The organism is Klebsiella sp. FDAARGOS_511 (genome assembly GCF_003812845.1).
Taxonomy (GTDB): Bacteria; Pseudomonadota; Gammaproteobacteria; order Enterobacterales; family Enterobacteriaceae; genus Klebsiella; species Klebsiella grimontii.
The window spans coordinates 1,227,838-1,254,196 of sequence record NZ_CP033824.1 but is presented as its reverse complement, the minus strand read 5'-3'; the positions used below and the strand labels follow the sequence as shown (position 1 = coordinate 1,254,196).

The 26,359-nt window shown below is 60.2% G+C and carries 23 protein-coding genes; 6 read left to right on the top strand and 17 right to left on the bottom strand.

The window, feature by feature from the left end; genetic code table 11:
* Positions 1 to 1,029 (top strand): S-methyl-5-thioribose-1-phosphate isomerase, encoded by a 1,029-nt coding sequence (mtnA, locus tag EGY08_RS07195; RefSeq protein ID WP_123828347.1) that lies wholly within the window; start codon positions 1 to 3, stop codon positions 1,027 to 1,029.
* Positions 1,030 to 1,075: 46 nt separating this feature from the next.
* Here the strand turns inward: mtnA and EGY08_RS07190 are convergent, their stop codons facing one another.
* From EGY08_RS07190 to EGY08_RS30755, 8 genes are all read right to left on the bottom strand, one after another.
* The gene (locus tag EGY08_RS07190) at positions 1,076 to 2,344 is read right to left on the bottom strand and encodes a histidine-type phosphatase (protein ID WP_087828679.1); all 1,269 of its coding nucleotides are present in this window, start codon (positions 2,342 to 2,344) and stop codon (positions 1,076 to 1,078) included.
* 25 nt (positions 2,345 to 2,369) lie between these two features.
* Positions 2,370 to 3,731 (bottom strand): MFS transporter, encoded by a 1,362-nt coding sequence (locus EGY08_RS07185; RefSeq protein WP_004130364.1) that lies wholly within the window; start codon positions 3,729 to 3,731, stop codon positions 2,370 to 2,372.
* 301 nt (positions 3,732 to 4,032) lie between these two features.
* On the bottom strand, positions 4,033 to 4,842 hold the full coding sequence (locus EGY08_RS07175) for an inositol monophosphatase family protein (RefSeq protein WP_123828345.1): 810 nt from the start codon (positions 4,840 to 4,842) through the stop codon (positions 4,033 to 4,035).
* Between the two features lie 122 nt (positions 4,843 to 4,964).
* On the bottom strand, positions 4,965 to 5,954 hold the full coding sequence (locus tag EGY08_RS07170; protein ID WP_049112311.1) for a LacI family DNA-binding transcriptional regulator: 990 nt from the start codon (positions 5,952 to 5,954) through the stop codon (positions 4,965 to 4,967).
* A gap of 145 nt (positions 5,955 to 6,099) precedes the next feature.
* Positions 6,100 to 7,338, bottom strand: coding sequence for a cytosine deaminase (codA, locus tag EGY08_RS07165; protein WP_049112308.1), 1,239 nt, complete (start codon positions 7,336 to 7,338; stop codon positions 6,100 to 6,102).
* Complete coding sequence (locus EGY08_RS07160; RefSeq protein WP_004130370.1) at positions 7,335 to 8,570, bottom strand: PucR family transcriptional regulator; 1,236 nt, start codon at positions 8,568 to 8,570, stop codon at positions 7,335 to 7,337. The genes codA and EGY08_RS07160 overlap by 4 nt, the downstream gene beginning before the upstream one ends.
* 2 nt (positions 8,571 to 8,572) lie before the next feature.
* Positions 8,573 to 9,835: a cytosine permease gene (gene codB / locus EGY08_RS07155; RefSeq protein ID WP_004130372.1), complete on the bottom strand. Its 1,263-nt coding sequence runs from the start codon at positions 9,833 to 9,835 to the stop codon at positions 8,573 to 8,575.
* Between the two features lie 220 nt (positions 9,836 to 10,055).
* On the bottom strand, positions 10,056 to 10,211 hold the full coding sequence (locus EGY08_RS30755; protein WP_158414298.1) for a hypothetical protein: 156 nt from the start codon (positions 10,209 to 10,211) through the stop codon (positions 10,056 to 10,058).
* Positions 10,212 to 10,343: 132 nt separating this feature from the next.
* Here EGY08_RS30755 and EGY08_RS07150 point away from each other — a divergent pair, with 132 nt between their 5' ends.
* Genes EGY08_RS07150 through EGY08_RS07140 form a run of 3 tightly spaced genes read left to right on the top strand, consistent with a single transcriptional unit; the run spans position 10,344 to position 13,501 of the window.
* Entirely contained in the window at positions 10,344 to 10,955 is a 612-nt protein-coding gene (locus EGY08_RS07150; protein ID WP_004130374.1) for a methylthioribulose 1-phosphate dehydratase, read from the top strand.
* Positions 10,956 to 10,979: 24 nt separating this feature from the next.
* A complete protein-coding gene (locus EGY08_RS07145; protein WP_087828678.1) occupies positions 10,980 to 12,467 on the top strand; it encodes an FGGY-family carbohydrate kinase in 1,488 nt (495 codons plus the stop codon).
* Positions 12,468 to 12,472: 5 nt separating this feature from the next.
* Complete coding sequence (locus tag EGY08_RS07140; protein WP_004130378.1) at positions 12,473 to 13,501, top strand: 2-hydroxyacid dehydrogenase; 1,029 nt, start codon at positions 12,473 to 12,475, stop codon at positions 13,499 to 13,501.
* A gap of 38 nt (positions 13,502 to 13,539) precedes the next feature.
* Here EGY08_RS07140 and EGY08_RS07135 read toward each other — a convergent pair whose 3' ends face one another.
* From EGY08_RS07135 to EGY08_RS07115, 5 genes are read right to left on the bottom strand one after another with little or no spacing between them, the layout of a single operon-like run.
* On the bottom strand, positions 13,540 to 14,484 hold the full coding sequence (locus tag EGY08_RS07135; RefSeq protein WP_049123139.1) for a carbohydrate kinase family protein: 945 nt from the start codon (positions 14,482 to 14,484) through the stop codon (positions 13,540 to 13,542).
* An 11-nt stretch (positions 14,485 to 14,495) separates the two neighbouring features.
* Positions 14,496 to 15,497, bottom strand: a complete 1,002-nt coding sequence (locus tag EGY08_RS07130; protein ID WP_123828344.1) for an ABC transporter permease — start codon at positions 15,495 to 15,497, stop codon at positions 14,496 to 14,498.
* Complete coding sequence (locus EGY08_RS07125) at positions 15,497 to 16,483, bottom strand: ABC transporter permease (RefSeq protein WP_004130384.1); 987 nt, start codon at positions 16,481 to 16,483, stop codon at positions 15,497 to 15,499. Before EGY08_RS07125 ends, EGY08_RS07130 begins: the two co-directional genes overlap by 1 nt.
* Positions 16,480 to 17,985, bottom strand: coding sequence for a sugar ABC transporter ATP-binding protein (locus EGY08_RS07120; protein WP_170100751.1), 1,506 nt, complete (start codon positions 17,983 to 17,985; stop codon positions 16,480 to 16,482). The genes EGY08_RS07125 and EGY08_RS07120 overlap by 4 nt, the downstream gene beginning before the upstream one ends.
* A gap of 44 nt (positions 17,986 to 18,029) precedes the next feature.
* The gene (locus EGY08_RS07115) at positions 18,030 to 19,010 is read right to left on the bottom strand and encodes a sugar ABC transporter substrate-binding protein (RefSeq protein ID WP_004130388.1); all 981 of its coding nucleotides are present in this window, start codon (positions 19,008 to 19,010) and stop codon (positions 18,030 to 18,032) included.
* 408 nt (positions 19,011 to 19,418) lie between these two features.
* Between EGY08_RS07115 and EGY08_RS07110 the strand changes: the two genes are divergently transcribed.
* On the top strand, positions 19,419 to 21,728 hold the full coding sequence (locus EGY08_RS07110; protein WP_123828343.1) for a molybdopterin-dependent oxidoreductase: 2,310 nt from the start codon (positions 19,419 to 19,421) through the stop codon (positions 21,726 to 21,728).
* Positions 21,729 to 21,884: 156 nt separating this feature from the next.
* Here EGY08_RS07110 and EGY08_RS07105 read toward each other — a convergent pair whose 3' ends face one another.
* Positions 21,885 to 22,427 carry a 1,2-dihydroxy-3-keto-5-methylthiopentene dioxygenase gene (locus EGY08_RS07105; RefSeq protein ID WP_004130392.1) on the bottom strand — a complete coding sequence of 181 codons (543 nt, stop codon included), beginning with the start codon at positions 22,425 to 22,427 and terminating at the stop codon, positions 21,885 to 21,887.
* The gene (gene mtnC, locus EGY08_RS07100; protein WP_004130394.1) at positions 22,424 to 23,113 is read right to left on the bottom strand and encodes an acireductone synthase; all 690 of its coding nucleotides are present in this window, start codon (positions 23,111 to 23,113) and stop codon (positions 22,424 to 22,426) included. Before mtnC ends, EGY08_RS07105 begins: the two co-directional genes overlap by 4 nt.
* 188 nt (positions 23,114 to 23,301) lie before the next feature.
* On the opposite strand from mtnC, the gene EGY08_RS07095 reads away from it, so the two are divergent.
* Entirely contained in the window at positions 23,302 to 24,447 is a 1,146-nt protein-coding gene (locus tag EGY08_RS07095) for a pyridoxal phosphate-dependent aminotransferase (RefSeq protein ID WP_162626031.1), read from the top strand.
* Here EGY08_RS07095 and EGY08_RS07090 read toward each other — a convergent pair whose 3' ends face one another.
* Both EGY08_RS07090 and EGY08_RS07085 read right to left on the bottom strand, forming a co-directional pair.
* On the bottom strand, positions 24,448 to 25,077 hold the full coding sequence (locus EGY08_RS07090; protein ID WP_004130398.1) for an IbrB-like domain-containing protein: 630 nt from the start codon (positions 25,075 to 25,077) through the stop codon (positions 24,448 to 24,450).
* Positions 25,062 to 26,285, bottom strand: coding sequence for a phosphoadenosine phosphosulfate reductase (locus EGY08_RS07085; protein WP_123828342.1), 1,224 nt, complete (start codon positions 26,283 to 26,285; stop codon positions 25,062 to 25,064). The genes EGY08_RS07090 and EGY08_RS07085 overlap by 16 nt, the downstream gene beginning before the upstream one ends.
* Between the last annotated feature and the right edge of the window lie 74 nt (positions 26,286 to 26,359).

Sequence of the window (26,359 nt, the reverse complement as noted above, 5' to 3'; positions counted from 1 at the left end):
ATGCAGACACTACAGACCACCAGCCTGCGGGTAAGCGAAAATCAGCTCTTTATTCTTGACCAGCAGGCCTTACCGCAGGAAAAACGCTGGCTGGCGGCGGATAACGTGGCGCTGCTGGTGGATCATATTCACGCCCTGCGGGTGCGCGGCGCGCCGCTGATTGGCCTGTCGGCGAGCCTGTTGCTGGCGCTGCTGGCGCAGCGCGGTCTGACCCGTGATGCGCTATTTCAGGCGCTGGAAACGTTGCGCGCTGCGCGGCCGACGGCGGTAAACCTGATGAATAATCTGGATCGCATGAAGCAGGCGCTGGCGGAGGAGCACTTTCCGCAGGCGCTGGAAGCGGAAGCGCTGCGTCTGATCGCAGAAGATAAACAGCTTTGCGCCAGCATCGCCGAGGCGGGCAGCGCGCTGGTGACGCCGGGCAGCCGCCTGTTGACCCACTGCAATACCGGCGGCCTGGCGACGGCGGGCGTCGGCACCGCGCTGGGGGTGATTGCGCTGGCGCATCAGCAGGGAAACGTGGCCAACGTCTGGGTGGATGAAACGCGCCCGCTGTTGCAGGGCGGACGTTTGACCGCCTGGGAGCTGGGTGAGCTGGGCGTGCCGTACCGGCTAATTACCGATTCGATGGCCGCCAGCCTGATGGCGCAGGGCCAGGTCGACGCGGTTTGGGTGGGCGCTGACCGTATTGCCGCCAACGGCGACGTGGCGAATAAAATCGGCACCTATTCGCTGGCGGTGCTGGCGAAGTATCATCAGATTCCCTTTTACGTGGCCGCGCCGCAGACCACCCTGGACCGCCATTGCCCGAACGGCGCGGCGATTCCGATTGAGCAGCGGGCAGCCGCCGAAGTGACCGGCGTCGCTGGCAGCTTTGGCGCGGTACAATGGGCGCCGAGAGAGGCCGCGGTGTACAACCCGGCCTTTGACGTCACGCCCGCATCGTTAGTCAGCGGCTGGGTGCTGGACAGCGGCGTGGTGACCCCGGAGCAGGTCGCCGCCGGGGCGTTCAAGCCAGAAAAGGCCTGAACCTGAGCGAAAAAGGCGAAGCGACCTCACTCGCTTCGCCTTCAACTTATGGCAGCGCCATTTCTACCGCCGGAGCGGACTGCCGGTCGATATGCTTGCCGAGCGCCGTCAACGCCGCCTGGTAAGGGCACAGCGTTCCGACGTCGGTGGTCTGACAGCCCGACTGACGCCACTCCTGGCGCAGCATTGGATGCTGGCTATCCGGCATTTGCAGGCGGCGTAAATCGTCCAGACTTTGCGCCTGGAAGTAGACGCGCAGGTAGCGTTTCCCGCTGTGGGTATCGCGCCAGCGCTCGAGGACCAGGCTGCTGCCCGGCGGGATGTTGCCGCGGCTGTACCCCGGCAGCTGCCAGCTAAAATCCATCAGCGTACGCACCATGGCGATATTGGTATCGTGTGCCACCAGCAGCAGCCAGCGTACGTTTGGCGTGGCGCCTTCTTGTACCCCTTCCAGCATCGCGTTAAGCAGAATCGAGCCGCGTTTTTGCGCGGTATAAAACACGTCGTTGCTCAGATCGTAGTTTTCCGTCAGCAGCGGCAGCAGGGCGGTGATCTGGCTGGCGCGGGTAATATGGTCCCACGCCAGCTGGCTGAGGGGCAGGTTTTCGCTCCACCCCAGGCGCAGCGTCTCGACCATATTGGCCATTACGCTCAGACCGCTAATCGACGTTTTGCCGCTTTTGCTCTGCTCCACCTGCCACGGTAGATCAAACACCGGGCAGGGCTTATCGGGTACGCAAACCGCGTTTTTCAGCAGTTGAATAGCCGGGGCCAGCGCCTGCCGACGCTGGGCCAGATCGCCGGCCTTCTTCTTCACCTCCGCCAGCTGGCGGGCGGGATCGGGTTGCGTGGCGGCAAATTTATCGGTCTGAAACAGCGGGTCGGCGTCGCCGCTGACGTGATGAATCATCACGCCGCAGCCGGGAAATGCGCCGTCCACCAGCGCCTGGGCGGTGGCCCGCGTGCGCTGCAGGGGGCTGGCGCGAACGTAAATTTCCCCGTTCGCCGGACAGCCCGCCGTCAGCAGACCGAGCTGGCGATAGCGCGCGCCTTCATCGCGCCCTTTATTGACGACGGCGGCATAGCCGTGGCCGGTGAGCTCGCCGTCGTGGGTGGTCCACTGCGTCCACGGACGCTGGGTCGCGGCTTCGATGGCCTCCCGGTTGCCCTCCGTCGGCGGACGAATGCCGTGGCGGCTGAGTTCAACCACCTTTTCCAGCGCAAACTGCGCGGCGGCGTGCCCCGGCGCAGCCAGCAGCGGCAGGGTGCAGGCGAGCAGCAGACGTAGCAAAACCTGATGTCGTACAGGCATCATAAAATCTTCCTTATAAGTTAAAAGGTTATGACGAGAATGAGGTCTGACGTTCTATCGCGTGTCGCCTGGCGACAATCGCGGCGGTGGTAAAACAGAATAGCGCGGACATCAGGCCGGTGCCTACCCAAAACAGCGACAGCGTACTGAAGTCATACAGCGTTTTGCCGTTTTCGATCATCGAGGTTTTATCGATGATGATGCCGGTGAGAAACTCGCCGAGTCCCGCCCCCGCGTAGCTGGCGATACCGATGGTGCCGAGCGCGGCGCCCGCCGCTTTACGCGACGAAATATCGACGGCGATCAGGCCGCCAAGGAAGCAGGTCAACGCCCCGATAGTGGCGCCGAAGATAATCATCGCCAGAATATCGGTGTAGTAGCCGTGCGGCGACCAGAGCATCAGCGCAAAGCCGGCGGTATTGAGCAGGCTGATAAAGCCGGCCATCACGCTGCGGTTGCGCGGGAAGAAACGGTCGGAGAGCATCCCGGCGATAATGGTTCCGGCGATACCTGCGATGGCGTTGACCCCGATAATCCCGGACGCTTCGAGAGTAGAGTAGGCTTTATCCTGTTCGAGGAAGAAGATCCCCCATGAGTTCACCGCGTAGCGGTCGATATACATAAACGCCGAGGCCAGCGCCAGCGTCCACAGGGCCGGGTTGCGCAGCGCCAGCAGCTGGTTTTTAAACACCGAGCCGCGGGCTTCCGTCTCCTCCAGCGGTTCGTCGCGAATCACGTTGATTGACGGGAAGCCGCAGCTTTGCGGCGAGTCGCGCATAAACAGCAGCATCAGCACCACCCCGGCGGCGCCGAGCGCGGCGGTCGACAGGTAGCCCATCTGCCAGCCGAACCCGGCAATCACCGCCGCGATCACCATATAGGTCATCGCTTCGCCGATATTATGCGCCGTCGACCAGATGGCGTAAAAGGTGCCTCGTTCTTTACAGCCGTACCAGCGCGCCAGCGATACCACGCAGGGGCCGACGCCCATCGACTGCGCCCAGCCGTTGATCCCCCAGAAGATAGCCAGCAGCATGGCGTTGCTGGTCATCCCCATCATCAGGTTCATCCCGGCGCTTAGCAGCAGCCCGAGGCTCATATAGCGCACCACGTTGGCATGATCGGCGATAAAGCCATTGACCAGCTTGCCGATGGCGTAGCTGAAAAACAGCGTTGAGCCGATCATGCCCAGCTCCGTCGGGGTAATGCCGAGCTCCACCAGCGCGCTTTTGGCGACGGTGAACGACAGCCGACAAACGTAGAAGGTGACGTACGCCAGGGTCATGGTAATAAAGGTTTGCCAGCGCACGCTGCGAAAGCGCTGCTCATCGAACTCTCCGCCCGCTTTGGGCGGCGAAGCGCGAAAAAATGCGATAATTCTTCCAGACATAATGGTATCTCCGAAGGTCGGAGGCCTGACTGATTAGTGTGGTTCGTCCATGAGGTTTAACCCGTCATACTTCAAGTTGCATATGCGTTGGCTGCGTTCGTTCACCCCAGTCACTTACCAGAGTCAGCTCCTGGGGATTAATGAGAGGCTCCTGCCTCTCACCGGAGGCCAGCCTTCGGCTGGTCAAATTCGTTCCCGACGAATTTGTCACTCACTTGCCGCCTTTCTGCAACTCGAATTATTTAGGGTTGATTGTCGTTGTGTAGAGTACATAATCAGATAAAGCCTGACCCGATACGGGTTAAGGTAGTGGGTGACAAAGCATGTTTTTTAATTGTGGGTAGAGCGTCTTGCTGGCCAGCAGCAGCGGGTTGCCGTGACGAATCCCGTCGTTTGCCAGATAGTCGTTGCTAAGGCCGCCCGCTTCGCGCATCAGCACCAGCCCCGGCAGTCCGTCCCATGGGTTCATATGCGGTTCGTAGTAGCCGATAAGCCTGCCCGCCGCCGCCCAGGCGCTCATCAGCGCTCCGGAGCCGTTGCGGATAAACATCCCGCCGTCGCTCAGCAGCGCATCAAGGAAGGGCAGAAAGACCGCAGGCGTCACGCGGTGCGACGTGCCGACGCCCATCACCCCCTCTTTGACCGTCGCCGCCGGATGCGGCGCGATGGGCGTATCGTTAAGCCATGCGCCCTGGCCTTTCAGGGCGTGGAACAGCTCGCGGTGGTTGGGGTCGTACACCACCCCGATAACCGGTTCGCCTTCGGCAAGGATGGCCAGCGACAGGCACCAGGTGTGCAGGCCGTTAAGAAAACAGCTGGTGCCGTCGATAGGATCGACAACCCACAGCACGCGCGCGTCCGGCATCTGCGTCCCGCTCTCCTCGCCGAGAAAACCGTCCTGCGGGAAGGCGTCGGTAATGCGCTGCTTAACAAACGCTTCGACCCGCTTATCGGCGACGCTGACCACATCCTGCAGGTCGTCGCCTTTATGATCCACCGCCAGCCGGTCGCGCTGCTGATAGTATTCGAACGCCAGCTCAGCGCCGGCCTTCGCCAGCTCGCAGGCTAAACGATAGCGGGCCTGCAGTTCATGTAATTCCAGTGATTTCATCGTAACTCCCTATTTTTGCACACGTGTGCAATTCGCCTGAAAAAAACAGCCCCGAAGGGCAAAATGAGTGTGGATGGATTAAAAGAATTATTCTGTGATCGCTTCGACATAAAATGAATTTTTCATTTCGCGCTTTGACGAACGATCAGTTTCACCGGCACTTCACGATGGCGTGACGGCAGGCTGAATTTGGCGATCCTCGTCACCAGCAGATCCACCGCGTGGTGGGCGAGCAGGGCGGTATTCTGCTGCACGGTAGTCAGCTGATAGGGCTGCCAGTCCGCCTGCGGGATATCGTCGAAACCGATAATTGCCGGCAGCGAAGCCGTGGGGTTGTCCGCCCGCAGGCCGTCCAGGGCGCCAAGCGCCAGCATATCGGTGGCGCAGAATAGCGCCTGCAGACGCGGATGCGCGGCGAGCAGCTGCCTGGCGGCGGCAAATCCCGCCTGATAGCCGCTGCTGTCGCAGAAGTGCGCGGCGATCTCCATGCCCTGGCTATGGGCAACAAACGCTTCGTAGCGCTGGCGGGTGCTGAAGTTATCCAGACTTTCGCCGATAAACCCGGCCTGGCGCCACCGGCGCTGGGCACACAGCTCGGCCACCAGCTTCGCCCCCTGCGCGTTGTCGCTGCACACGCGGTCGCAGCCGGCCAGCTCGGCGTGGCGGTTGATAAGGGTTACCGGGATTTTTCGCTCCAGATACTCCTCCGCCAGCGACAGCGGCGGCGCCCCGGAGGTGATAATGACCCCCGCGACGTGATAGCTCAGCAGCTGCCTGAGCGACGGGGCGAGCTGCTGCGGATCGTCGGCGTTCATCAGTAGCGGCATAAAACCGTTGAGCGCCAGCTGGTGGACCAGCGGCGACAGCAGCTTGCTGCGGAACGGGTTATCAAACCCAGCGGTGACGATGCCAATAAAGTTGCTGCTGCCGGTGTTCATCGTGCGGGCGATGATATTCACCTGATAGCCCAGGGTTTCCGCCGCGGCGAGAACCTTCTGGCGGGTTTTTTCCGCCACCGATGCCCCGGGCGTAAAGGTACGGGAAACCGCGGAACGGGAGACGCCAGCGAGCCGGGCAACGTCCTCTGCCTTAATCCATTTTTTTTCGCTCATAGTATCAGGGTACGGGTTATCCTCAGTGAGCCCGCGCCGACGCTGGAGCCCATGGCCGGCACGGAAAAAGTCGTTAAAAGGTACCACATAAATCCCCGGGCGAGCAGTGGGTTGACGCGGCATCGCGACCGCGTCAACTTCAGGCTTATGCCGGATAGCGAATCTGCTCCGCCTGACGCTGCAAAATGACCTTGCCATGTCGAATGGAGGTCAGCACTTTGGCCTGGCGGCGCAGCGCGTCATAGTCGTCTTCCGCATCGAGGATCAGCAGGTTCGCCGGGCGTCCTTCGGCAATGCCGTAGTTGTCGCCGAGGCACAGGGTGCGGGCGCTGTTCTCGGTAATCAGATCGAGGCAGCGCTGCAAATCTTCGTATCCCAGCATATGGCAGATATGCAGCCCGGCGTCGAGAATGCGCATGATGTTACCGTTGCCCAGCGGGTACCACGGGTCCTGAATGGAGTCCTGAGCGAAGCAGACGTTGATCCCGGCGCGGTCCAGCTCCGCCACCCGCGTCACGCCGCGGCGTTTCGGCCAGCTGTCGAAGCGACCCTGCAGATGAATGCTTTCGGTCGGGCAGGAGATAAAGTTAATGCCCGAAGCTTTGAGCAGGCGGAACAGCTTCGAGCAGTAGGCGTTATCGTAAGAGCCCATGGCGCAGGTATGGCTGGCGGTGACCTGCGCGCCCATGCCGCGCACCCGGGCCTCTTCCGCCAGCACTTCCAGAAAGCGCGACTGCGGGTCGTCGGTTTCATCGCAGTGCACGTCCACCAGGCAGCCGTGGCGCTCGGCCAGGTCCATCAGAAAAACCAGCGAGCTGACGCCCTTATCGCGGGTATTTTCATAGTGCGGAATGCCGCCCACCACGTCGGCGCCCATTTCGATGGCGCGGGTCATCAGTTCGCGTCCGCCGGGAAAGGACTCAATGCCCTCCTGCGGAAAGGCGACGATCTGCAGATCGATAAGATGGGCCGCCTCCTTTTTCACCCTCAGCATCGCCTCAAGGGCGGTCAGGGAGGGATCGGTGACATCAATGTGGGTACGCACGTGCTGTACGCCGTTGTCGCGCAGCATGCCGATGGTTTTCAGCGCCCGCTGGCGCGTATCTTCGACGGTGACGCTCGCTTTGCGCTGGCTCCAGCGGGCGATGCCCTCAAACAGGGTGCCGCTCATATTCCACTCCGGCTCGCCCGCCGTCAGGGTGGCGTCAAGATGGATATGCGGCTCGACGAATGGCGGGATAACCAGCTTTTGTTGGGCATCGATGTCGCTGGCGCCAGCCACCTGCGCCGCCGCCTGCGCGGTAATGCTTTTAATCACGCCGTCCTGTAAGTCGAGGGTATAGAGCGCTTCTTGCTGGCGCAGGCGCGCGTTGATAATTTTCATGGTTGTTCCCGTAAATGGTTTTGCGACATACGCCAGATCGCTAAGGCGACCGAGGCGTTGAGATGAAATTGCGGATGGCTGACCGGATAGCCGGTCAACTTTTCAATACGCTGAATACGTTGATGCAGCGTGTTACGGTGAATGCCCAGCCGCTCGGCGGCCCTGACCACGTTGCCGCTCTCCTGAAGCAGCGTTTCCAGGGTCTCCATCAGCAGCCACGGGCTTTTGCGATCCGGCTCAATCAGACAGCCGAGGGTGTCGTGCATAAAGTCGCTCAGCAGGGCGGGGTCGCTAACGGCGGAGAGCAGCTTGATAAACCCCAGCTGCTGGTAGTCGCTGATGCGCTGGGCCGGACGCAGATTATCGCTAAGATCCAGCGCCTGACGCGCTTGCGACAGCGCGCGCTGATATCCCTGCAGCTGCTGCACCGGCGCCGAAAGGCCGCACAGCAGCGAAAGCCCGTCGTCGCCCTCCGCCAGCGCAATCAGCCACGCCTGGAGCCACGTTTTCTGCTGATAAAACTCGCCGTCTTCATCCGGCAGGAGGAAGAGAAACATATTGCTGCGCTCGACCAGAGGGAAGGGGTTGCCCTGCTGATTGAGCTGCTGCTGCAGGCGCTGGCGCACGGTGCGGCGGGCCTGCTGAAGCCAGGCTTCGGCCTGCTCCGGCGGAAACTGGCGAAACAGACGCGGTATCCCCTCAAGGCGCAGCGCCGCCACCCGCAGCGGACGTGTAAAATCCAGCTGCTGGTGGAGCGCGCGCTGATGCAGTATTTGCAGGTCGGGGTAGTCGCCGGTTAACAGCTGCAGCAGAATATCGCGCTGCGATTGCAGGGCGTTTTCGCTGCGTACCAGTGCGGTACCGATGCGTTCGGTCACGATCACCATTTTCAGCAGATAGGGCTGTTCGATTAGCGGAATGCCCAGCGCGTCGGCCAGCGCGATCAGGCGCGGCGGGATCGCCTGAATATAGACGTCGCCGGTGAGGATCACCATGCCGGCGATCCCGCGCTGTTTGCCTTCCATCAGCAAATGAATCAGGTTGTCTTCATCGCGGGGATGGTTGATCCCGGTGATAAATACCAGCTCCCCGCCCATGATCCATTCGGCGATATTTTCATTTTCCGCCACGTAGTACCAGCGAACCGCCAGCTGCAGCCCCTGCTTACCGGCGCGCAGGCGCATGGCGGATAGCCCCTCCAGGGCGAGGATTTCGCCGACCGTCAGGCTCACGGCTACTGCTCCGCGACCGAATCAGCGGCGGGCTGGCGTTTGCTCAGGCGAGTCAGCGCGATATAGGCCAGCGCGGACACGCTAATGCCAACCAGCGGGGCGATCCACGGCGACAGGTAAGCCACCACCGCGCCCACGGCGTAGGCGCTCAGTCCCAGCCAGTTAAAACGCGGCAAACGGGCGGTGTGCAGCAGCGGATAGCGGCCGCCGCGATAAAACCAGTAGTCGGCGAGGATCACGCCGCCGATGGGCGGAATGATGCTGCCCAGCAGCACGAGGAAAGGGATCAGCATTTCATACATACCGCCAATGGCCAGCAGAATGCCGACCCCGGCGGCAACCACGGTCAGGGTGCGGCGACGCTCGCTGCGCAGCAGATGGCAGGCCGCCGCCGAAACGTTGTAGATCGTCGGTCCCTGAATCGTCAGCAGGTTGAGGCACAGCATCACCACCGCGGCGACCGACAGCCCCTGCAAAATCAGCACTTCCACGATATCGGCCTGCTGGTAGACGATGGCGCACCAGGCGCCGGCGATAATCATCAGCCCGTTGCCGATCAGGAAGCTGCTCATGCTGGCGACGATGGCGGTGCGGCTGGAGTTAGCCAGCCGCGTCCAGTTCGTCGCCTGGGTCGCGCCGCTGGCAAAGGTGCCGAATACCATGGTGATGGCCGCCGACCAGGTCATGGTTTCGCCCGGTTCGATTTTGGTCATCGCCTGCCAGCCGCCGGCATGATGGGCGGCGAGATACATCGACACCACCAGCAGAATAAACATCAGCGGTACCGACACGCGCGACAGCGCATCCAGCCCCTTATAGCCCACCAGCGCGGTGACGCAGAACAGGATGCCGAACAGGATCATCAGCGGAATGGTTGTCGCCTCAGGAAGGGCGAGGATTTTGACCAGCGAGATGGCGACCGTCGCGGTCCCCCAGGCGTACCATCCCAGCTCGGCGAAACCGAGAATAAAATCGGCGAGCTTGCTGCCGATTTCACCGAAGCAAAAACGGCCCATCAGCACGGTATTCAGCCCGCTGCGCGCGGCTATCCAACCGAGCGACGCGGCGTACAGGGCCAGCAAAAAGTTACCGATGACCGCAATCCACAGCAGGTTAACGATGGAGAAAGAAACGCCAAGCTTGCCGCCCGCGAACATGGTGCCGGTAAAAAAAGTAAAGCTGAACAGAACCATCGAGATGGAAAATACGCCTTTACGCCCGGATGCGGGCGCTTCGACGAGCGGAAAATCATTGCTGTTTGACATGGTGGAACCTCTGAGTGGCTATCCGAAAAGCGATGGCAGAGGAGTAGCAAGAGGTGTGCCAGAAAAAGCGGGGCAGGGGTAACACAATGAAGTGGGCAGTGTGCACATAAAATGGCGTTTTTTAGCCGATGTTTGCCATAAATGTGTGCACAATGACATGTTTTGCACCGCCGTGGAGCAGGGGAGTGCGCTATTGCACGCATTCCTGTCGGCTGGCACCTTACCCGACCTGCGGGGAGGGCGGAATCGACAAATGATGCCAATTTTGCGCCATTTCCCGGCGGCACGATCCCCCATCTTTTTGACCACCTGTAGCCGGTAATTTTGGCGTCATGAAAATGCTCAGTTGTATTGTTGTTAAAAACAGTAATTTCATATTCTTTTCTGATATAACCATTATCAATGTAAGTCTTTCCTGAAATATTGTTCGCTTACGTCGGCGGTGTTAGTATCGGGTAAATAGCCATTTAGACGGCTAAATACAACATCGCTAAACTAAGGAACTGCTATGTGGCAAGAAAGACTCGCGCAACTGGTCACCACCTGTCACTGGATCGGCGCGAAGGGCTGGGCGCCGGCCACCGGCGGCAATATGTCGGTGCGTCAGGATGAGACCTGGTGCTGGCTCAGCGAGTCGGGGCGCGATAAAGGCAGCCTGACGACGGAGGATTTCCTCCAGGTGGAGATCGCCAGCAACACAGCGCCTTCCGGGCGTAAACCCTCCGCTGAAACCGGCCTGCATACCCTGGTGTATCGCCTGTTCCCGGAGGCGAACGTGGTTCTGCACGTGCATACCGTCAACGCCACCGTGCTGTCGCGGATTGAAAAAAGCGCCACCCTGGCGCTGCAGGGTTATGAGATGCAGAAAACCCTGACCGGCCAGCACAGCCATCTCGATACCGTGCCGGTCGCTATTTTTGATAACGACCAGGATATCGATGCCCTGGCGGCGCGCATTGAAGATTATGCCCAGACCCACCCGCTGCGCTACGGCTTCCTGCTGCGCGGCCACGGCCTGACCTGTTGGGGTAAAGACATTCACGAGGCCCGTCGCCAGCTCGAAGGACTGGAGTTTCTCTTCGAATGCGAGCTGATGCGCCGCCGCTACGAACGTGACTAATTTCTCTTCACTAACGGGTCAGGCATGGATTTTTATCTCGGAATCGATATCGGCACCTCGCGTGTGAAAGCGGTGCTGTTTGATGAACGCTTTCAGGCGTGCGCCAGCGCGGCGCAGAACACCGGTCCTCTGCTGTCGGCCAACGGTGACGCCGAGCAGGATATGGCCCAGCTGTGGCAGTCGGTGGTAGCGATTTTACGCGATATCGCCCGGCATCCGGCGCTGCAAAACGGGCGTTTACGCGCCATCGGCCTCGCCGGGCAAGGCGAAGGGGTGTGGCTCAGCGACGCCGAAGGCGAACCGGTCGGGCCGGGTATTCTGTGGAGCGACACCCGCAGCCGCGATCTGATGAGCGAACTGCTCAGCCGCCCCGGCTTTGACCGCCGTTTCTTTGACGATACCGGCACCCACCTGCAGCCTTGTAACACCAGCATGCAGCTATGCTGGCTCAAGCATCACCAGCCAGAGCGGCTGGCGGCGGCCCGCTATCTGTTTTTCGCCAAGGACTGGATCCGCTTTCGCCTCACCGGCGTCGCGGCGCTGGATCTCACCGATGCCAGCACCTCTTTGCTGAATCAGCAGAGCGGGAAGCTATCCACGGTGGTGCTCAATGAGATGGGTCTGGCAGATTTACAACATCTGTTCCCGCCGCTACTGGCGCCGGACGCACAGGCGGGCGCGCTGCGTGAAGAGGTCGCGGCGCTCACCGGGCTGCCTGCGGACACGCCGGTGGCGGCTGGTGCGCTGGATGTTTGCAGCGCGGCGCTGGGCTGCGGCGCGGTCAACGACGGCGATATCTATACCATTCTCGGCACCACCTGCTGCACCGGCATCGTCTGCCACGGTCGCCAGACGGTCAACGAGGGGACGCGCTACGTCACCCATACCGAAGCCGGCAGCTTTATTAACCTTTTTCCGATGCAGGCCGGGACGCCGAACATCGACTGGCTCCAGCAGCAAATCTCGCTTGAGCCGGATTTACGGCAGCTGGAACAGAACATCGCCAGCGTTGAACCGGGCAGCGGCGGCGTCTTCTGGCAGCCCTACCTCAACGGCGAACGCGCGCCGTTCTTTAGCCCTGAGGCGCGGGCCGGCTATTTCGGCATTAGCCAGCACACCACCCGCGCGGAGCTGCAGCGGGCGGTGTTCGAAGGGCTGGCCTTCGCCATCGTCGACTCGCTTCAGGGCTACCCGCAGGGCGGCGAACTGTACCTGACCGGCGGCGGCGCGGCTTCGGCGACCTGGCTGCAAATTATTGCCGACTGTACCGGCAGAACGGTGGTTTCCAGTCCTTTCAACGAACTTAGCGCGCGCGGCGCGGCGATTCTGGCGGCGCGCAGCGTCGATGCGCTGACCCGTCATCCGGCGCTGGAACAGACTCGCTATCGGCCCAATCCGCAGGCGCACAGCCGCTATGTCGCGCTCTATCCGGTTTACCGCCTGCTGCGCGAGCAGATGCTCCCGGTGTGGCAGGCCCGCCGCGAGGCGCTTCAACATATTTCTCAGGAATAACGCATATGAAAATTGTTTTTACCGCCGAGCACGCCGGCGACCTCAGCGCTTTTCAGCAACTGGGCGAACTGCGGGTGGAAGGCTGGGCGCTGGGCAAGCCGAAGCTGAGCGCAGGCCAGCTGATCGAACTGGCCCACGACGCCGAGGTGCTGGTGACCAGCTACGATGAGGTGACGGAAGCGGTGATCGCCGCCTGCCCGCGTTTACAGGTGATCGCCTGCACGCGCGCCAATCCGGTGAACATCGATACCAAAGCCGCCCAGGCGCGCGGTATCCGCGTGCTCTATACGCCGGGGCGCAACGCCGACGCTGCCGCCGAGCTGACGCTGGGGCTGATGCTGAGCCTGGCGCGGCATATTCCGCAATCCCACGCGGCACTGAAGCGCGGTGAATTCACTCACGCTGAGAACGCGGCCCAGGCTACCCAGAGCGGGCTGCGCCGCGATGTGGTGTGGGACGTCAGTCCGCAAAGCCCGTATGAGGTGTTTAAAGGCAGCGAGCTGCGCAACAAAACCCTGGGGCTGATCGGTTACGGTAATATTGGCCGCCGGGTGGCGCGTATCGCCCGCGCCTTTGGCATGGCGGTACTGGTGGTGGACCCGTTTGTCGCCGCTGAGGATATCAACGAACCGGGGTTGCAGAAGACGACGCTTGAAGGGCTGTTCCGCGAGGCGGATATCGTGAGCCTGCATCTGAGCAGCGGCCCGCACAGCGATGGGCTGGTGAACGCGCAGTTGTTGAATAGCATGAAGCCGGGCGCGCTGTTGATTAATACCTCGCGCGCGGCGGTGGTGGATGAGGAGGCGCTGATTCACGCGCTGCGCCACGGCCCGCTGGGCGGTGCGGCGCTGGATGTCTACCATCGCGAGCCGCTGTGGCGCGATCATCCTTTCGTTACCGAGTTTGATAACGTGATTATTACTCCGCATATCGCCGGGGCGACGCGGGAGAGCATTGCTAAGCATACGGCGATGATTGCCGCCGATCTCCAGCGCTACGTCGCCGGAGAGCCGCTGCTCTATCAGTGGCGTTAAGCCGCGCTTGCCGCCGCGCAATGCGGCGGCGAAGCTTGTTATCCACGACGGTGGGTCGCCATAAACTCCTGCGTATGCTGCCAGTCAACCACGCCGGCATCCGATCCCATGCCGGTCGCCACCAGGGCGGCGACGGCGGAAGCCACCTCGCACGCCTCTTTGACGCTTAGCCCACGGGCCAGCGCGGCGATAAAGCCGCCGCAGTAGCTGTCGCCGCAGCCGGTAGTATCTACGGCATCGACCCGGTACGGCGCGATATGCTCGACGGCGCCGTCGCGGGTCAGCAGCCAGGAGCCGTTCTCGCCGTCCTTCAGAATGCAGGTTCCGACGCCAAGCGCAAAGAAGAAGCGGGCGATCGCTTCCGGCTGGGTCTCCCCGGAGAGATACGCCGCTTCTTCAAGGGAAGGCATAAAGTAGTCCACCGACGGCAGCAGCGGGCGCAGCAGATTCAGGGTGCGCGCGTCGGGGGCGATTAAATCAAAGCTGGTGGTGACGCCGCGGGCTTTCGCCGCCTGTAACAGCAGCGCGCTTTGCCCACTGTCCATCGCCGCCAGCAGGCCGCTGCCGCCGTGGTGCAGAAAGCGGCAATCAAGGATCGCGTCAAACTCCTCTTCGCCGACGAAAAGGGCATCGGAGGCCCCCCGACAGTGCAGCGCCGGGCGCTCGCCGTTGGGGCGGATGGGCAGGATCGTCGCCGATGTTTCCTGCTGCGCGGTGCGCTGGATCAGCGAGCAGTCGATCCCCAGACGCGCGTAGCTGGCGAGGATAAAATCGGCTTTTTCATCTTCGCCGAGGCAGGCCACCGCGGCGGTGCGAATGCCCAGTTTCGCGGCGTTAATATTGGCCCCGGCGGCGGTTCCGGCGGGGTTAAGTCGGATCTGTTCGATAAAGGCTACCCCGCCGCGCGGCGGGATGTCGATGACCGGGCGACCGGCGATATCAAGAATAGTCAGGCCGACAAAGACGGCGTCAAAGGTTGCCATGAGAGCTCCGCTTAACGATGGGTCTGGCGCAGACGCGCCTGCCAGAAGGAGAGGGCCAGCGCGACCACCAGAATCACGCCAACCAGCGCGTCTTTCACCAGGTAGTTCAGCCCCATCAGGTTCAGGCCGTTATCTATAATCGCGAGGAACAGCACGCCGCCGAGGGTGCCGGCGATGCTGACCCGACCCAGCCGGTTGAAGGCGGTGCCGATAAAGACCGCGGCGATGGCGTCCATCAGGTAGGCCTGACCGGCCAGTGGCGTAAACTGACGCAGGTTGGCGGAGAGAATGACGCCGCCGACGGCGCACAGCGCGGAGGCCGACACCAGCACCCACAGCATGGTCCGGCGGTCGCGGATCCCGGCGATCCGCGCCGCTTCGCTGTTCTGACCAATAGCGCGCACGTATTTGCCGAACAACGTACGTTCGGTAATCAGCCAGGCCGTCAGCCACAGCGCCAGCACGATCACCACCGGCGTTGGAATACCGGCGATATTGCCGACCGCCAGATCGTGATACTCCGGCGCCATCCGGCGGTAGGAGATAGAGCCGCCGCCGTCGGTATAGATGCGTTCGGCGCTGCTGGCGATAAACCAGGTGCCGAGGGTGGCGAGGAACGGACGAATCTGGCAGACAAGGATCAGGAAGGCGTTCAGCAGGCCGATAATCACCCCGCCGAGCAGCGCGCAGCCCACCGCTGCCTGCCACGGCAGGTGCCAGGTTTTGAGCGCCACCAGCGCAAAGGCAGCGCCGAAATCAAGCGCGACGCCGACGGAGAGGTCAATCGCCCCGGCGCTAACGATAAGGGTCATCGCCATCGCCACGATCAGCAAAATCGCGCTGCCCTGCAGCAGATTGGCCCAGTTATCGAAGGTCAGAAATACCGGGTTCGCCCAGCCGAACAGGGCAATCGCCAGCAGGGTAATGCCGCCGAATCCCGCCCGAGAAAGCCACGCCAGCGGGGTGCTGCCGGTTTGACTCGTTGATGGGGTCTTGAGCGTCATCTGGCTCATCAGTTGCCTCCTTTATGTCTGACCGCCGACGCCGCCAGCACCACGAGGATCAGGCCGCCTTTGATCGCGCCCATCCAGAAAATATTCACCCCCAGCAGGCCGAGCCCGTTTGAGAGCGCGTTGACCAGTACCGCGCCGAGCAGCGCCCCCCAGATGGTGACCACCCGACGCCGCGAAAACGCCGCGCCGATAAAAGTAGCGAGGACGGTTTCCAGCAGCAGCGGCGTCGCCGTGCCGCTGGAGCTGCCGGAGCCCTGGCTGAGCAGCGGTAAAATCGCCAGGCCGGCGGCAATGCCTGCCAGCAGCCAGACGATAATGGTCAAACGACGAACGTTGAGCCCGCTCATCTGCGCCATATCGCGGTTACCGCCCACCGCCTGTAAATGCTGGCCGAAGCGGGAGTGGTGGAGCAAAAACTGAAACAGCGCGAAGACCGCCAGCAGATAGATAAGCGGCAAGGGAATGCCGAACAGATCGTTATCGCGAAAAGCCACCATCAGCGGGTCGTTTACCGCGATGCGCCGCTGGCCGGTCAGCAGGTCGGTCAGTCCGGTGAAGGCCACCGAGGTTGACAGGGTCGCCAGCAGCGGCGGCAGACCCGCCGCCAGCACCAGCGTAGCGTTGACCGCGCCGCAGGCCAGGCTCACGGCAATCAGCAGTATAAACAGCGCCAGGTACGGGGTGTTCCACTCGGCCATGCCGAGGCTGAGCAGCGCGACGCCGAGCACCGCGATGGCGGGCAGCGACAGGTCGATGCCGCCGGAGACCACATCATCGCCGCCGACGGCAATCACGCAGACCAGGCCGAAGCAGAGGATCGCCAGAGGCACGCTCTGCACCAGCATCATGCTGATATTTTGCCAGCTTAAAAAGAAAGGCGACTGCAGGCTGAGCCAGACCAGCAGCGCAAAAAAGAGAATCAGGGGAAATTTTTCGATAAGCGTCGTGATGCCCGGAAGGGGGCGGCGCTGGATACCTGCACTCATACCTGTTGTTCCTGTCCACCGTTAATCGTCACCAGCAGCGCGTCCAGCGTCAGCCCGCGGGTCGGGAGATTAGCCACTAGCTCGCCGCGCCACATCACCAGGATGCGGTCGCAAAGGCCCAGCAGCTCCGGCGCGTCGCTGGATGAGACCAGTACGCCGCGACCGCGATCCGCCAGCTCGCGGGTACGCTGATAGATATCGCTGCGCGCGCCGATATCCACCCCGAGGGTGGGTTCATCGAGGATGAAAAGCCGCGCATCGGTGCCCAGCCAGCGGGCGAGAATCGCCTTTTGCTGGTTGCCGCCGCTCATAAAACGCACCGGCAGTTCCGGACGGCCGGGGCGGATGGCGAGCTGTTCGATCCAGCCGCGCGCTTTATCCAGCGCTTTGCCGCGATGTTCCCAGCCGAAAGTGGCGGTCTCCGGTAGCGAGGCCAGATTGATATTGTCGGCGGTGGAGAAGGGGAGAATCAGCCCCTGATGGCGACGGTCGCGCGGCACAAGGGCTAGCCCGGCGCGGGTAGCCTGATACGGCGTCCGCAGCCGCTTCGCCTGGCCGTCGATGCTAATCGTGCCGCTGCGGGGGCGGCGCAGCCCGTAAAGCAGATCGACCAGCACGTCGCGCCCGGCGCCCAGCAGCCCGGCGATGCCGACGATCTCTCCCGGCTGAATATCAAAGCTAATATCGTGCAACTGCTGACCGTCGCTGAGATGGCGAACCGACAGCACCGGCGCGGCGGCATCGACCTGATGAGCGCTGCTCTGGCGAGGGGTATAGAGCTGTTCAATGTCGCGACCGACCATCATTTTAATCAGCGCGTCGGTATTCTGCAGGAGCTCCCGGTCGGGATAGCCGACGACCTCGCCGTTACGCAGCACCGTGCCGCGATCGCAAAGGGCGGCGATTTCGTTGAGATAGTGGGAAATATAGAGGATCGCGATCCCCTGCTCGCGAAGGCGCAGAATCGCTGAGGAGACCAGGCTGGCCTCTTGCGCCTCCAGCGGCGCGGTGGGCTCATCGAAGACCACCAGCTTTGCCGCGCCGTCGATCAGCGCCCTGGCGATTTGCACCAGTTTGCGCTCGGCGAGGCTGAGGTCGCGGATCAGGCGGCGGGGATTGATGTCCAGCTGCCAGCTGTCGCGGAAAAACGCCTCGGTCGCGGCGTTCATCCGCCGCCGGTCCAGCGCCCCCCAGCGGGTGCGATACTCCTGGCCGAGGAATACCGATTCCGCCACGGTAAAGTGCGGGATCAGGTTGAGCTCCTGGTGAATAACGCGGATGCCCAGCGCTTCAATCGCCGCGGGATTGCCGAGCGGCAGCGGCTCGCCGTCGAGCGTGGCGTTGCCGCTATCGGCCCGATAGACGCCAGCGAGGATTTTTATCAGCGTCGATTTTCCTGCGCCGTTCTCGCCGATCAGGCCGTGAATTTCACCGGGGTTCAGAAGCAGCGTGACCGCATTTAATGCAGTCACGTTGGCAAAGCTTTTGCTGATCTGGTTCATCGCCAGGCCAGCGGCGGGGGTCGCCCCGCCGGAGGATTGAGTGATCACTGCAGTTCGCCATATCCTAGCTGTTTGTAGACCGCTTTCGCCTCTTGCGGACCTTTCACCGGGACCACCGGAATAAAGGTTTGCAGGGGCAGCTTCTGTTTGTCGAAGTAGCGCGCGACGTTATCGGCAGAGGTCTGGCCAATCAGGTGCGGCTGCTGGGCGACGTTGGCGACGAACGGGCTGCCCGGTTCGGCCATGATCTCCAGCGTTTCCGGGCCGGCGTCGATGGCGGTGACTTTCACGTCTTTATCGCGTCCGGTCTCTTCCAGCGCCTGGACAATACCGATTGCCGGCTGATCCCAGCAGGCCACGTGAATTGCGTCGAGCTTACCTTTCGGGTACTGGCTCAGCAGTTCGAGGGTTTTCTTCCGCGCGTCTTCCGGGGAGTTGGCAAACTGTTCGGCCAGCTCCGGCTGAATAATATGAATATCCGGGTAATCTTTAAGGACATATTTCCACTGGTCGTAACGAATGCCGCAAATACGCAGGGAGCTGGAGAACGCGTTAAATACCGCGACGTTGCCTTTGCCACCCAGCTCATCGGCCATATAACGACCAATGGTCGATCCCAGCGTGTAGTTATCGGAGGTGGTGTTATTGACCGAATATTTCGAAACGTGGTCTACGGTAAATACCGGAATGCCGGCATCGCGCAGCGCTTTGAATTTAGGCTCAACGGCGCTGTCGCCCAGAATGCTAATTACCGCATCAACCTTACGCGACAGTAAAATATCGTGGTTATTCGCATGAACCTGATTATCGCGGCCGCCGTCGACGCCGATCACCTTACCACCCAGTTTCTCTACCTCTTCGGTCGCACCCTTATAGGCTTCACGATCCCAGAAGTGCTGTGTGCCGACCACGGCGACGCCGATGGTTTTTCCCTGAAGCGATAGCGTCTCCGCCGCCAGAGCGTTAACGGAGGCAAGCGAGAGCATGCCCAGCGCGAGGGGCAATAATTTATTTTTCTGCGACATTCTTATTATGGTCCTGTAATGGAGGTGGCTGCGGAGCCGTAGCATGACAATAACAACTACACAACCTCAAATACAAAATATGTCTAAGTTATATCAACAATGTTATATCGCAGATTTGCCTGAGGAAAACGTAAATTTGTCATCTGCAACCTGAAAATATTTCATGATGCAGTTTAATCCCTTTTTATTTTGTGGGCTTAATTTGCTTGCAACTCTTATTTAATCAAAACAATATTGCTGCTTAATTAGTATTAATGCATATCTTAAATATATCGTATTACGCAATAATCTTAAGCCATTTTAATTGGTAAACGCTTTTAAGGCAGTAGATTGTATGGCGACAGGGCTTTTAAATTTATTATTCCTGCGATTTATTATAGCGGCCGTTAGCAGGTGAGAAAAAACCACATGAGAAAACAACATAATCTGACCGTAATGCATTGGGGAACCTGGCAGGTACAGGCACGTGACGGCAACATTGAGGCGGTGACGCCGGTGCCGTGGGATAAAAATCCCTCACCTATCGGACAGTCGCTCCCGGATGCGGTCACCAGCAAGACGCGCATTCGCCGTCCGGCGGTGCGCGCCGGCTATCTGCAAAATGGTCCGGCTTCCCGCGAGGGGCGAGGTAAAGAGCCGTTCGTGGAGGTGAGCTGGGAGGTGGCGCTCGATCTGCTGGCGCGCGAACTGAATTCGGTCAAAGCGCGTTGCGGCAATGAAGCGATTTTCGGCGGTTCCTACGGCTGGGCCAGCGCCGGGCGTTTCCATCACGCGCAAAGCCAGCTGCATCGCTTCCTTAAGTGCTTCGGCGGCTATACCGCCAGCACCAATACCTACAGCAGCGCGGCGGGTGAGCGCATCCTGCCGCATATTCTCGGTCCGCTGAGCCCGCTGCACCGCCAGCATACCCACTTTTCCGAGCTGGCGCGCGAGTGTCAGCTGTTCGTCGCCTTCGGCGGCCTGCCGCTGCGTAATGCGCAGGTCAACGGCGGCGGCGCCAACGACCATATGCTGAAATACTGGCTGGAAAAGATGCAGGCGCAGGGGACGCGCTTTATCAATATCAGCCCGGTACGCAACGATCTGAGCGCCGTGGAGAGCGCAGAGTGGTTTGCGGTTCGTCCGGGGACCGACACCGCGCTGCTGCTGGCGCTGTGCTACGTGCTGATTAATGAATCCCTTTACGACAGCGCTTTTGTCGCCAGCCATACCGTGGGCTTTGCGCCTTATCGCGCCTACCTGATGGGGGAGCGCGATGGCATCGCGAAAACGCCGGAGTGGGCGGCGGCGATAACCGGTCTTGAGGCGCAGCGGATTGTCGCGCTGGCGCGCGAGATGGCGAGCCTGCGCACGATGGTCAATATCTCGTGGTCGATTCAGCGGGCGCGCCAGGGCGAACAGGCCTACTGGGCGACGGTGGCGCTTACCGCGCTGCTGGGGCAAATCGGTACGCCGGGCGGCGGGTTAGGATTTGGCTACGCCTGTACCAATCTGGCAGGAGCGGCGCGGAAAGCCTTTTCCGGACCGCGTCTTCCTGCCGGGGATAACGCCGTGAACAGCGTGATTCCAGTGGCGCGTCTCTCCGATATGCTGCTGCATCCGGGTGAAGCGTACGAGTTTGACGGCCAGCATCTGCGCTATCCCGATATTCGCCTCGTCTACTGGGCGGGCGGCAACGCGTTTCATCATCATCAGGATCTTAACCGCCTGTGCGAAGCCTGGCGGAGGCCGGAAACGGTAGTCGTACACGAGCAGTTCTGGACCGCGCAGGCCAAATTTTCCGATATCGTTTTGCCGGCCACCACTTCGCTGGAGCGGGAAGATATCGGCAGCGGAGGCCACGACGGCTTTATGATCGCCATGAGCGCGCAGATCCCGCCGGTGGGCGAAGCGCGCGATGATTACGCCATCTTCTGCGATCTCGCCGAACGGCTGGGGTTCGCTGAGCGTTTTAGCGAGGGGCGCGATGCCGGGCAGTGGCTGCGGCAAATCTACGAAGCGTCGCGGCCGCGCGCGCAGGAAGAAGGGATCGCGTTGCCGTCGTTTGACGCGTTCTGGCAGCAGGGAGTGCTGGAGTATAGCGCGCCGGAAAAACCGCAGGTCTTTTTGGCGGATTTTCGCGCCGACCCGCAGCGCTATCCTCTCGCCACGCCGTCCGGCAAGATTGAGCTTTTTTCAGAAACCATCGCCGGTTTTGGTTATCGCGAGTGCCCAGGCCACCCGTGGTGGGATGAGCAGGAGGCGGAGCGGCAGCGGCAGGAGGCGGCGCGCTGGCCGCTGCACCTGCTCTCCAGCCAGCCGCGCACCCGTCTGCATAGCCAGTACGATCACGGCAGCGTGAGCCGGGCGACGAAAATTGAGGGGCGAGAGCCGCTGTGGATGCACCCTCAGGATGCGCAGGCGCGGGATATTCGCGAAGGCAGCGTGGTCAAGGTTTATAACGCCCGTGGCGCGATTCTCGCCGGCGTGCACCTGAGTGAGCAGATTTTGCCGGGGGTGGTGCAGATGTCGACCGGCGCCTGGTACGATCCGTTGGATCCGAATGAAAAGGGGTCGCTGGATAAGCACGGTAATCCCAACGTGCTCACCGAGGATCGCGGCAGTTCGCGACTGGGGCAGGGCTGTAGCGCTCAGAGCTGCTGGGTGGAAATTGAGCCATGGCGCGAGGCGCTGCCGCCGGTGACCGCTTTCGATCCGCCGAGGTTTATTAGCGCTTAGGCGCAGGGAATCGCCGGGCGGCGGCAGGCGCCTTGCCCGGCCTACAGGATCATCGCCGTCTGCGGGTCGAGTAGCCTGGACAGGCGCGTTACGCGCCGCCTCCGGGAAAGCGCCTTGAGAGCGATGATAAGCCTGCTCACCCCTTGAATCGCGGCATTACGCCAGCCGTGGGTAGGCGCTGGCGATATCGTCGCCGGTAAACTGGGCTATCCAGCCTTCCGGGTTGTCGAAGATGCGGATGGCGGTGAAGTTGGGCTCAGAGCCCATATCAAACCAGTGCGGCGTGTGAGCGGGAACCGAAATCAGGTCATTCTTCTCACACAAAACCTGGAACACCTCATCGCCAATATGCAGGCAAAACAGCCCGGCGCCCTCGACGAAGAAGCGCACTTCGTCTTCCCCGTGGGTATGCTCGTTGAGAAACTTTTCCCGCAGCGCCTCTTTTTGCGGATTATCCGCGCGCAGGCTGATCACGTCCCAGCTCTGATAGCCTTTCTCTGCCACTAGCTTATCAATCGCATGCTGATAGGCGGCAATGACCGTTTCTGCGGTTGGCGCCGCGCCTAAATCACGGTCGGCCTGCCAGCGCTCGAAACGGACGCCTTTGGCATTGAGCTGCTGCTGGATCTCTTCGGCGTCAGTGCTGTGCCAGAGCGAGTTTTGCGGGTCTTTCACGGAAAAAATGGTTAATGCGCTCATGCTGGGATCTGCTCCGGATGAATATCGTCAAAACGCTGAACCTGCGGATGGTGGCTGGCCGGGTCGCGGTCGCCGCGCACCAGCTGTAGGGTGCGGAAACCGGCCTCTTCCGCGGCATCCAGCTCCTGATGAATATCGGAAAGGAACAGGATGGCGGCAGGAGGCTGTCCCAGCTGCTCAGCAATGTTGCGGTAGGACTGCGCTTCACGCTTGGCGCCTACCAGGGTATCGAAATAGCCGTTGAACAGATGAGTAATATCACCTTCATCGCTGTAGCCAAATAACAATTTCTGCGCTGCAACGGAGCCTGAAGAATATACATATAAATCAATACCCTGTGACCTCCATTTTTCCAACGCCGGCAGAACATCCGGATATAGGTGGCCGGTAAAGTCGCCATGAACGTAGCCATCGCGCCAGATAATGCCCTGCAGCGCCTTGAGGGCAGTCGATTTGCGGTCTTCATCCATAAAGGCGAAGAGGGTCGCAATCAGTTCTTCGGCGCCAGCCGCCGGCTGGGCGATCTCTTCGCGCAGGTTATCGAGAATGGTCTTCACCGGCTCGACAAACTGCTGAGCGGTAACGAAACCGGCCAGGCGTTCGCGGGCGTACGGGAACAGAACGTTGTGGACGAAGCGAATGTCGCTGGTGGTGCCTTCAATATCGGTCACGATAGCGCGGATCATGAGTTCTCCAGAGTGAGCGGTAGGTCGTGCTGACGGTGGCGTTGTGCTGATAGCTGTTTTTCAATCATAAGCGAAATAACGTTATCATTTAGACGTCTAAGCGTCTTGATTGCCAAATATTAACATCGTGTTATAGTGGCTTCAACAACAGCATCACAAACGGTACAAAAAGAATGAGCAATAAGCCACTGATTCCTGAGAGTAAACTCCCCTCACTGGGCACGACCATTTTTAGCCAAATGAGCGCCCTGGCCCAGCAGCATCAGGCGATAAACCTGTCGCAGGGGTTTCCGGATTTCGACGGCCCACGCTATTTGCAGGAGCGACTGGCGTATCATGTTGCGCAGGGAGCCAATCAGTATGCGCCGATGACCGGCGTAGCCGCGCTGCGCGAAGCCATCGTCGATAAAACCGAAGAGCTGTACGGCTACCTTCCCGATGCCAACAGCGACGTGACCGTGACCGCCGGAGCGACGGAAGCGCTGTATGCGGCGATTACCGCCCTGGTGCGCGCCGGCGACGAGGTTATCTGCTTTGACCCAAGCTACGATAGCTATGCCCCGGCGATTGAGCTGTCGGGCGGCGTGCTGAAGCGAATTGCCCTCCAGCCGCCGCATTTTCGCGTTGACTGGCGGCAGTTCGCCGCGAGCCTCAGCGACAAAACTCGACTGGTTATACTCAATACGCCGCACAACCCGTCAGCAACGGTGTGGCTGCGGGAAGATTTTGCCGCGCTATGGCAGGCGATCGCCGATCGTGAAATCTACGTGCTTAGCGATGAAGTTTATGAACATATCTGCTTTGCTGCTGAAGGGCATGCCAGCGTGCTGGCGCATCCGCAGCTGCGCGAACGGGCGGTAGCGGTTTCTTCATTTGGCAAAACCTTTCATATGACCGGCTGGAAGGTCGGCTACTGTGTAGCGCCTGCCGCCATTAGCGCGGAGCTGCGTAAAGTGCATCAGTATCTGACTTTTGCCGTCAATACGCCCGCCCAGCTGGCGATTGCCGATATGCTGCGTCGCGAACCGGAGCATTACCGGCAGCTTCCGGCGTTTTACCGCGAGCGGCGGGATCTGTTTATTGATGCGTTGCGTTCCAGTCGCCTGGAAATTTTGCCCTGCGAAGGGACTTATTTCCTGCTGGCGGACTATAGCGCCGTCTCGGATCTGGATGATGTCAGCTTCTGCCGCTGGTTAACCACCGAAATCGGCGTCGCGGCGATCCCTCTGTCGGTGTTCTGCGCCGATCCGTTCCCGCATAAGCTGATACGCTTGTGCTTCGCCAAACAGCCAGCAACGCTGCTGGCTGCGGCGGAACGACTGTGTCGTCTGTAATTATTTAACGGTCCACGCCTGAGAAAATTGACGGTCGCCGAACATCTCTACCAGACCGTTGATTTGCTTCAGGCGCAATACTTCGTCTGAATCCATACCTAACTCTTTGCCGATTTTAGTATCGGACCAGCCGAGATGCGCCAATTCCTGGACAATTTCCGACATCGCATGAATCTGATGCCGCCCGCGCGCCCGGTTGTGGCGAATGGTCGCGGCCATTAGAGAATCACGCTTAGCGCCGTTGCTTTCCAGGCAGGCGATGGGCAGGTAGCCTTTCAGCCGTTTTTTCAATGTCGCTTTGCCGCTGGCCAGTTCATGACGATGAAAACCATCGATAATGGCGTAGCGCTCCTGCTCCTGTTTCAGCACCACAACGGGTTGCGTGAAGCCGTCCGTTTCCAGCGAGGTGAATAACAGGCGCTTTTCAGGCGGCGCAAGGTTATTTGGGTTGTAATCATTAGGCAAAACGTTTTCCTGTTTGACCCACAGCACGCAATCAACCGGTTGTGATTTGAAAGGACTATATTCATGCAGAGTCTGGCGAAAGGCGTTAAGCGCAGTAATCTTTTCCTCTTCATCTTCCAGCGATTGCAGATAGCGTTCAATAGCCTGGATTAATTGTCGTTGCATAGTATTCCCCATTGCTGGCGCTTTTTATTCATACGCTCGCGATAGCGTTTATATTGATGAGATTTGGTCGGACTAAAAGAAAGCTGGCGGCACCAGTAATCATTATTCAGGAGAACTTTGCAGATGCGCCGCCATGAGGGGATATCTTTGGAACCAATGTCCGCCGGTTGCGTATCCGGTATATCCGCCATTCCCTGCTTCTGATACCAGTGCAGATAAACGGCGATTTTATTGCGATAGTGTTCCGCCGTTTTCTCCGGCATGCTATCGAGCAAGAACAGGGCATAGCTTTTCCACGTGTGCTGTTCCGGCTTATCCAGCTTTCGATGACCGTAGAACTGATTATCGTGACCGGCGTAGACCCCGCCGCAGTGGACGCCGCTGACGCGCTGGCACATGACGGCCCAGCGTTCAGGTTCCAGCACATGGTAGAGCCACAGTCCCTGGCGCTGTTCCGGGCCAAAGGGTTCGCAAATGCGCATATAACGCAGCGGAACGCCCGCCTGATACATCAGGTTATAGAGTGGGTTATAGGACAGGCCGCTTTTACCAAACCAGGTCCAGATATCGGCGGTTTTCCAGTCGTAGATAGGATAGATGTACCATGCGTGACCGCCCGGCGCTGAGGTGGTCCAGGGCTTATCGTCGGCAAAGCGAAGCTTACGCTGCGAGGAGATGGCGATAAACCGATTAAGCGATTCATCGGCACGGATGCCGACCATAACCGCCGCGGGACGGTTTTGCGAAAACCAATCGGCAAATTCGCGGACGAACGTTTCAAAGCTCATACCCGATTGATAAAATGGGAAATAGCCCGGATCGGTAATCGCGTCCTTCGGTGGTTGACGCACCCAGCGCGCGCCGGGTTCCCAGCACTGCCATTCGGGGTTGTATTGGGTCAGCGAGTTTTGCGTGGTGAGGGGCAGCGCCACCCAGAAAAATTGCTCAATAACGTCACGATACTCTTCGCGCATCCTTTCGCAATGCGCAATGGTGCAGGAAAACTGCGCTTCCCAATCAACAAACAGGACGCAAATCTTTTTGCCTGTATGGCGGGCATGCTGCGCAGTGAGGTGCAGCATGGTCGTTGAATCTTTACCGCCAGAAAAAGAGACGCAAATGCGAGAGAAGTTATCCATTACCCATTCTATTCTCTGCTGACTGGCCTGCAGAACGGACTCTGGTAATGGAAGTTTTATAAAAGACACAGCCATTATTCCTTTAATGCGAAAGATACTGTGTACTTATATCATATTCTTTTCGTAATCAAGAGATTAGTTAT

Coding starts and splice junctions, on each gene's coding strand:
- EGY08_RS07105 (WP_004130392.1), bottom strand. CDS start 22,427: ATGAGCGCATTAACCATTTTTTCCGTGAAAGACCCGCAAAACTCGCTC.
- EGY08_RS30755 (WP_158414298.1), bottom strand. CDS start 10,211: ATGAAATTACTGTTTTTAACAACAATACAACTGAGCATTTTCATGACG.
- mtnA (WP_123828347.1), top strand. CDS start 1: ATGCAGACACTACAGACCACCAGCCTGCGGGTAAGCGAAAATCAGCTC.
- EGY08_RS07190 (WP_087828679.1), bottom strand. CDS start 2,344: ATGATGCCTGTACGACATCAGGTTTTGCTACGTCTGCTGCTCGCCTGC.
- EGY08_RS07090 (WP_004130398.1), bottom strand. CDS start 25,077: ATGCAACGACAATTAATCCAGGCTATTGAACGCTATCTGCAATCGCTG.
- codA (WP_049112308.1), bottom strand. CDS start 7,338: ATGAAAATTATCAACGCGCGCCTGCGCCAGCAAGAAGCGCTCTATACC.
- EGY08_RS07135 (WP_049123139.1), bottom strand. CDS start 14,484: ATGGCAACCTTTGACGCCGTCTTTGTCGGCCTGACTATTCTTGATATC.
- mtnC (WP_004130394.1), bottom strand. CDS start 23,113: ATGATCCGCGCTATCGTGACCGATATTGAAGGCACCACCAGCGACATT.
- EGY08_RS07170 (WP_049112311.1), bottom strand. CDS start 5,954: ATGAGCGAAAAAAAATGGATTAAGGCAGAGGACGTTGCCCGGCTCGCT.
- EGY08_RS07140 (WP_004130378.1), top strand. CDS start 12,473: ATGAAAATTGTTTTTACCGCCGAGCACGCCGGCGACCTCAGCGCTTTT.
- EGY08_RS07130 (WP_123828344.1), bottom strand. CDS start 15,497: ATGAGCCAGATGACGCTCAAGACCCCATCAACGAGTCAAACCGGCAGC.
- codB (WP_004130372.1), bottom strand. CDS start 9,835: ATGTCAAACAGCAATGATTTTCCGCTCGTCGAAGCGCCCGCATCCGGG.
- EGY08_RS07145 (WP_087828678.1), top strand. CDS start 10,980: ATGGATTTTTATCTCGGAATCGATATCGGCACCTCGCGTGTGAAAGCG.
- EGY08_RS07120 (WP_170100751.1), bottom strand. CDS start 17,985: ATGAACCAGATCAGCAAAAGCTTTGCCAACGTGACTGCATTAAATGCG.
- EGY08_RS07185 (WP_004130364.1), bottom strand. CDS start 3,731: ATGTCTGGAAGAATTATCGCATTTTTTCGCGCTTCGCCGCCCAAAGCG.
- EGY08_RS07115 (WP_004130388.1), bottom strand. CDS start 19,010: ATGTCGCAGAAAAATAAATTATTGCCCCTCGCGCTGGGCATGCTCTCG.
- EGY08_RS07125 (WP_004130384.1), bottom strand. CDS start 16,483: ATGAGTGCAGGTATCCAGCGCCGCCCCCTTCCGGGCATCACGACGCTT.
- EGY08_RS07150 (WP_004130374.1), top strand. CDS start 10,344: ATGTGGCAAGAAAGACTCGCGCAACTGGTCACCACCTGTCACTGGATC.
- EGY08_RS07110 (WP_123828343.1), top strand. CDS start 19,419: ATGAGAAAACAACATAATCTGACCGTAATGCATTGGGGAACCTGGCAG.
- EGY08_RS07175 (WP_123828345.1), bottom strand. CDS start 4,842: ATGAAATCACTGGAATTACATGAACTGCAGGCCCGCTATCGTTTAGCC.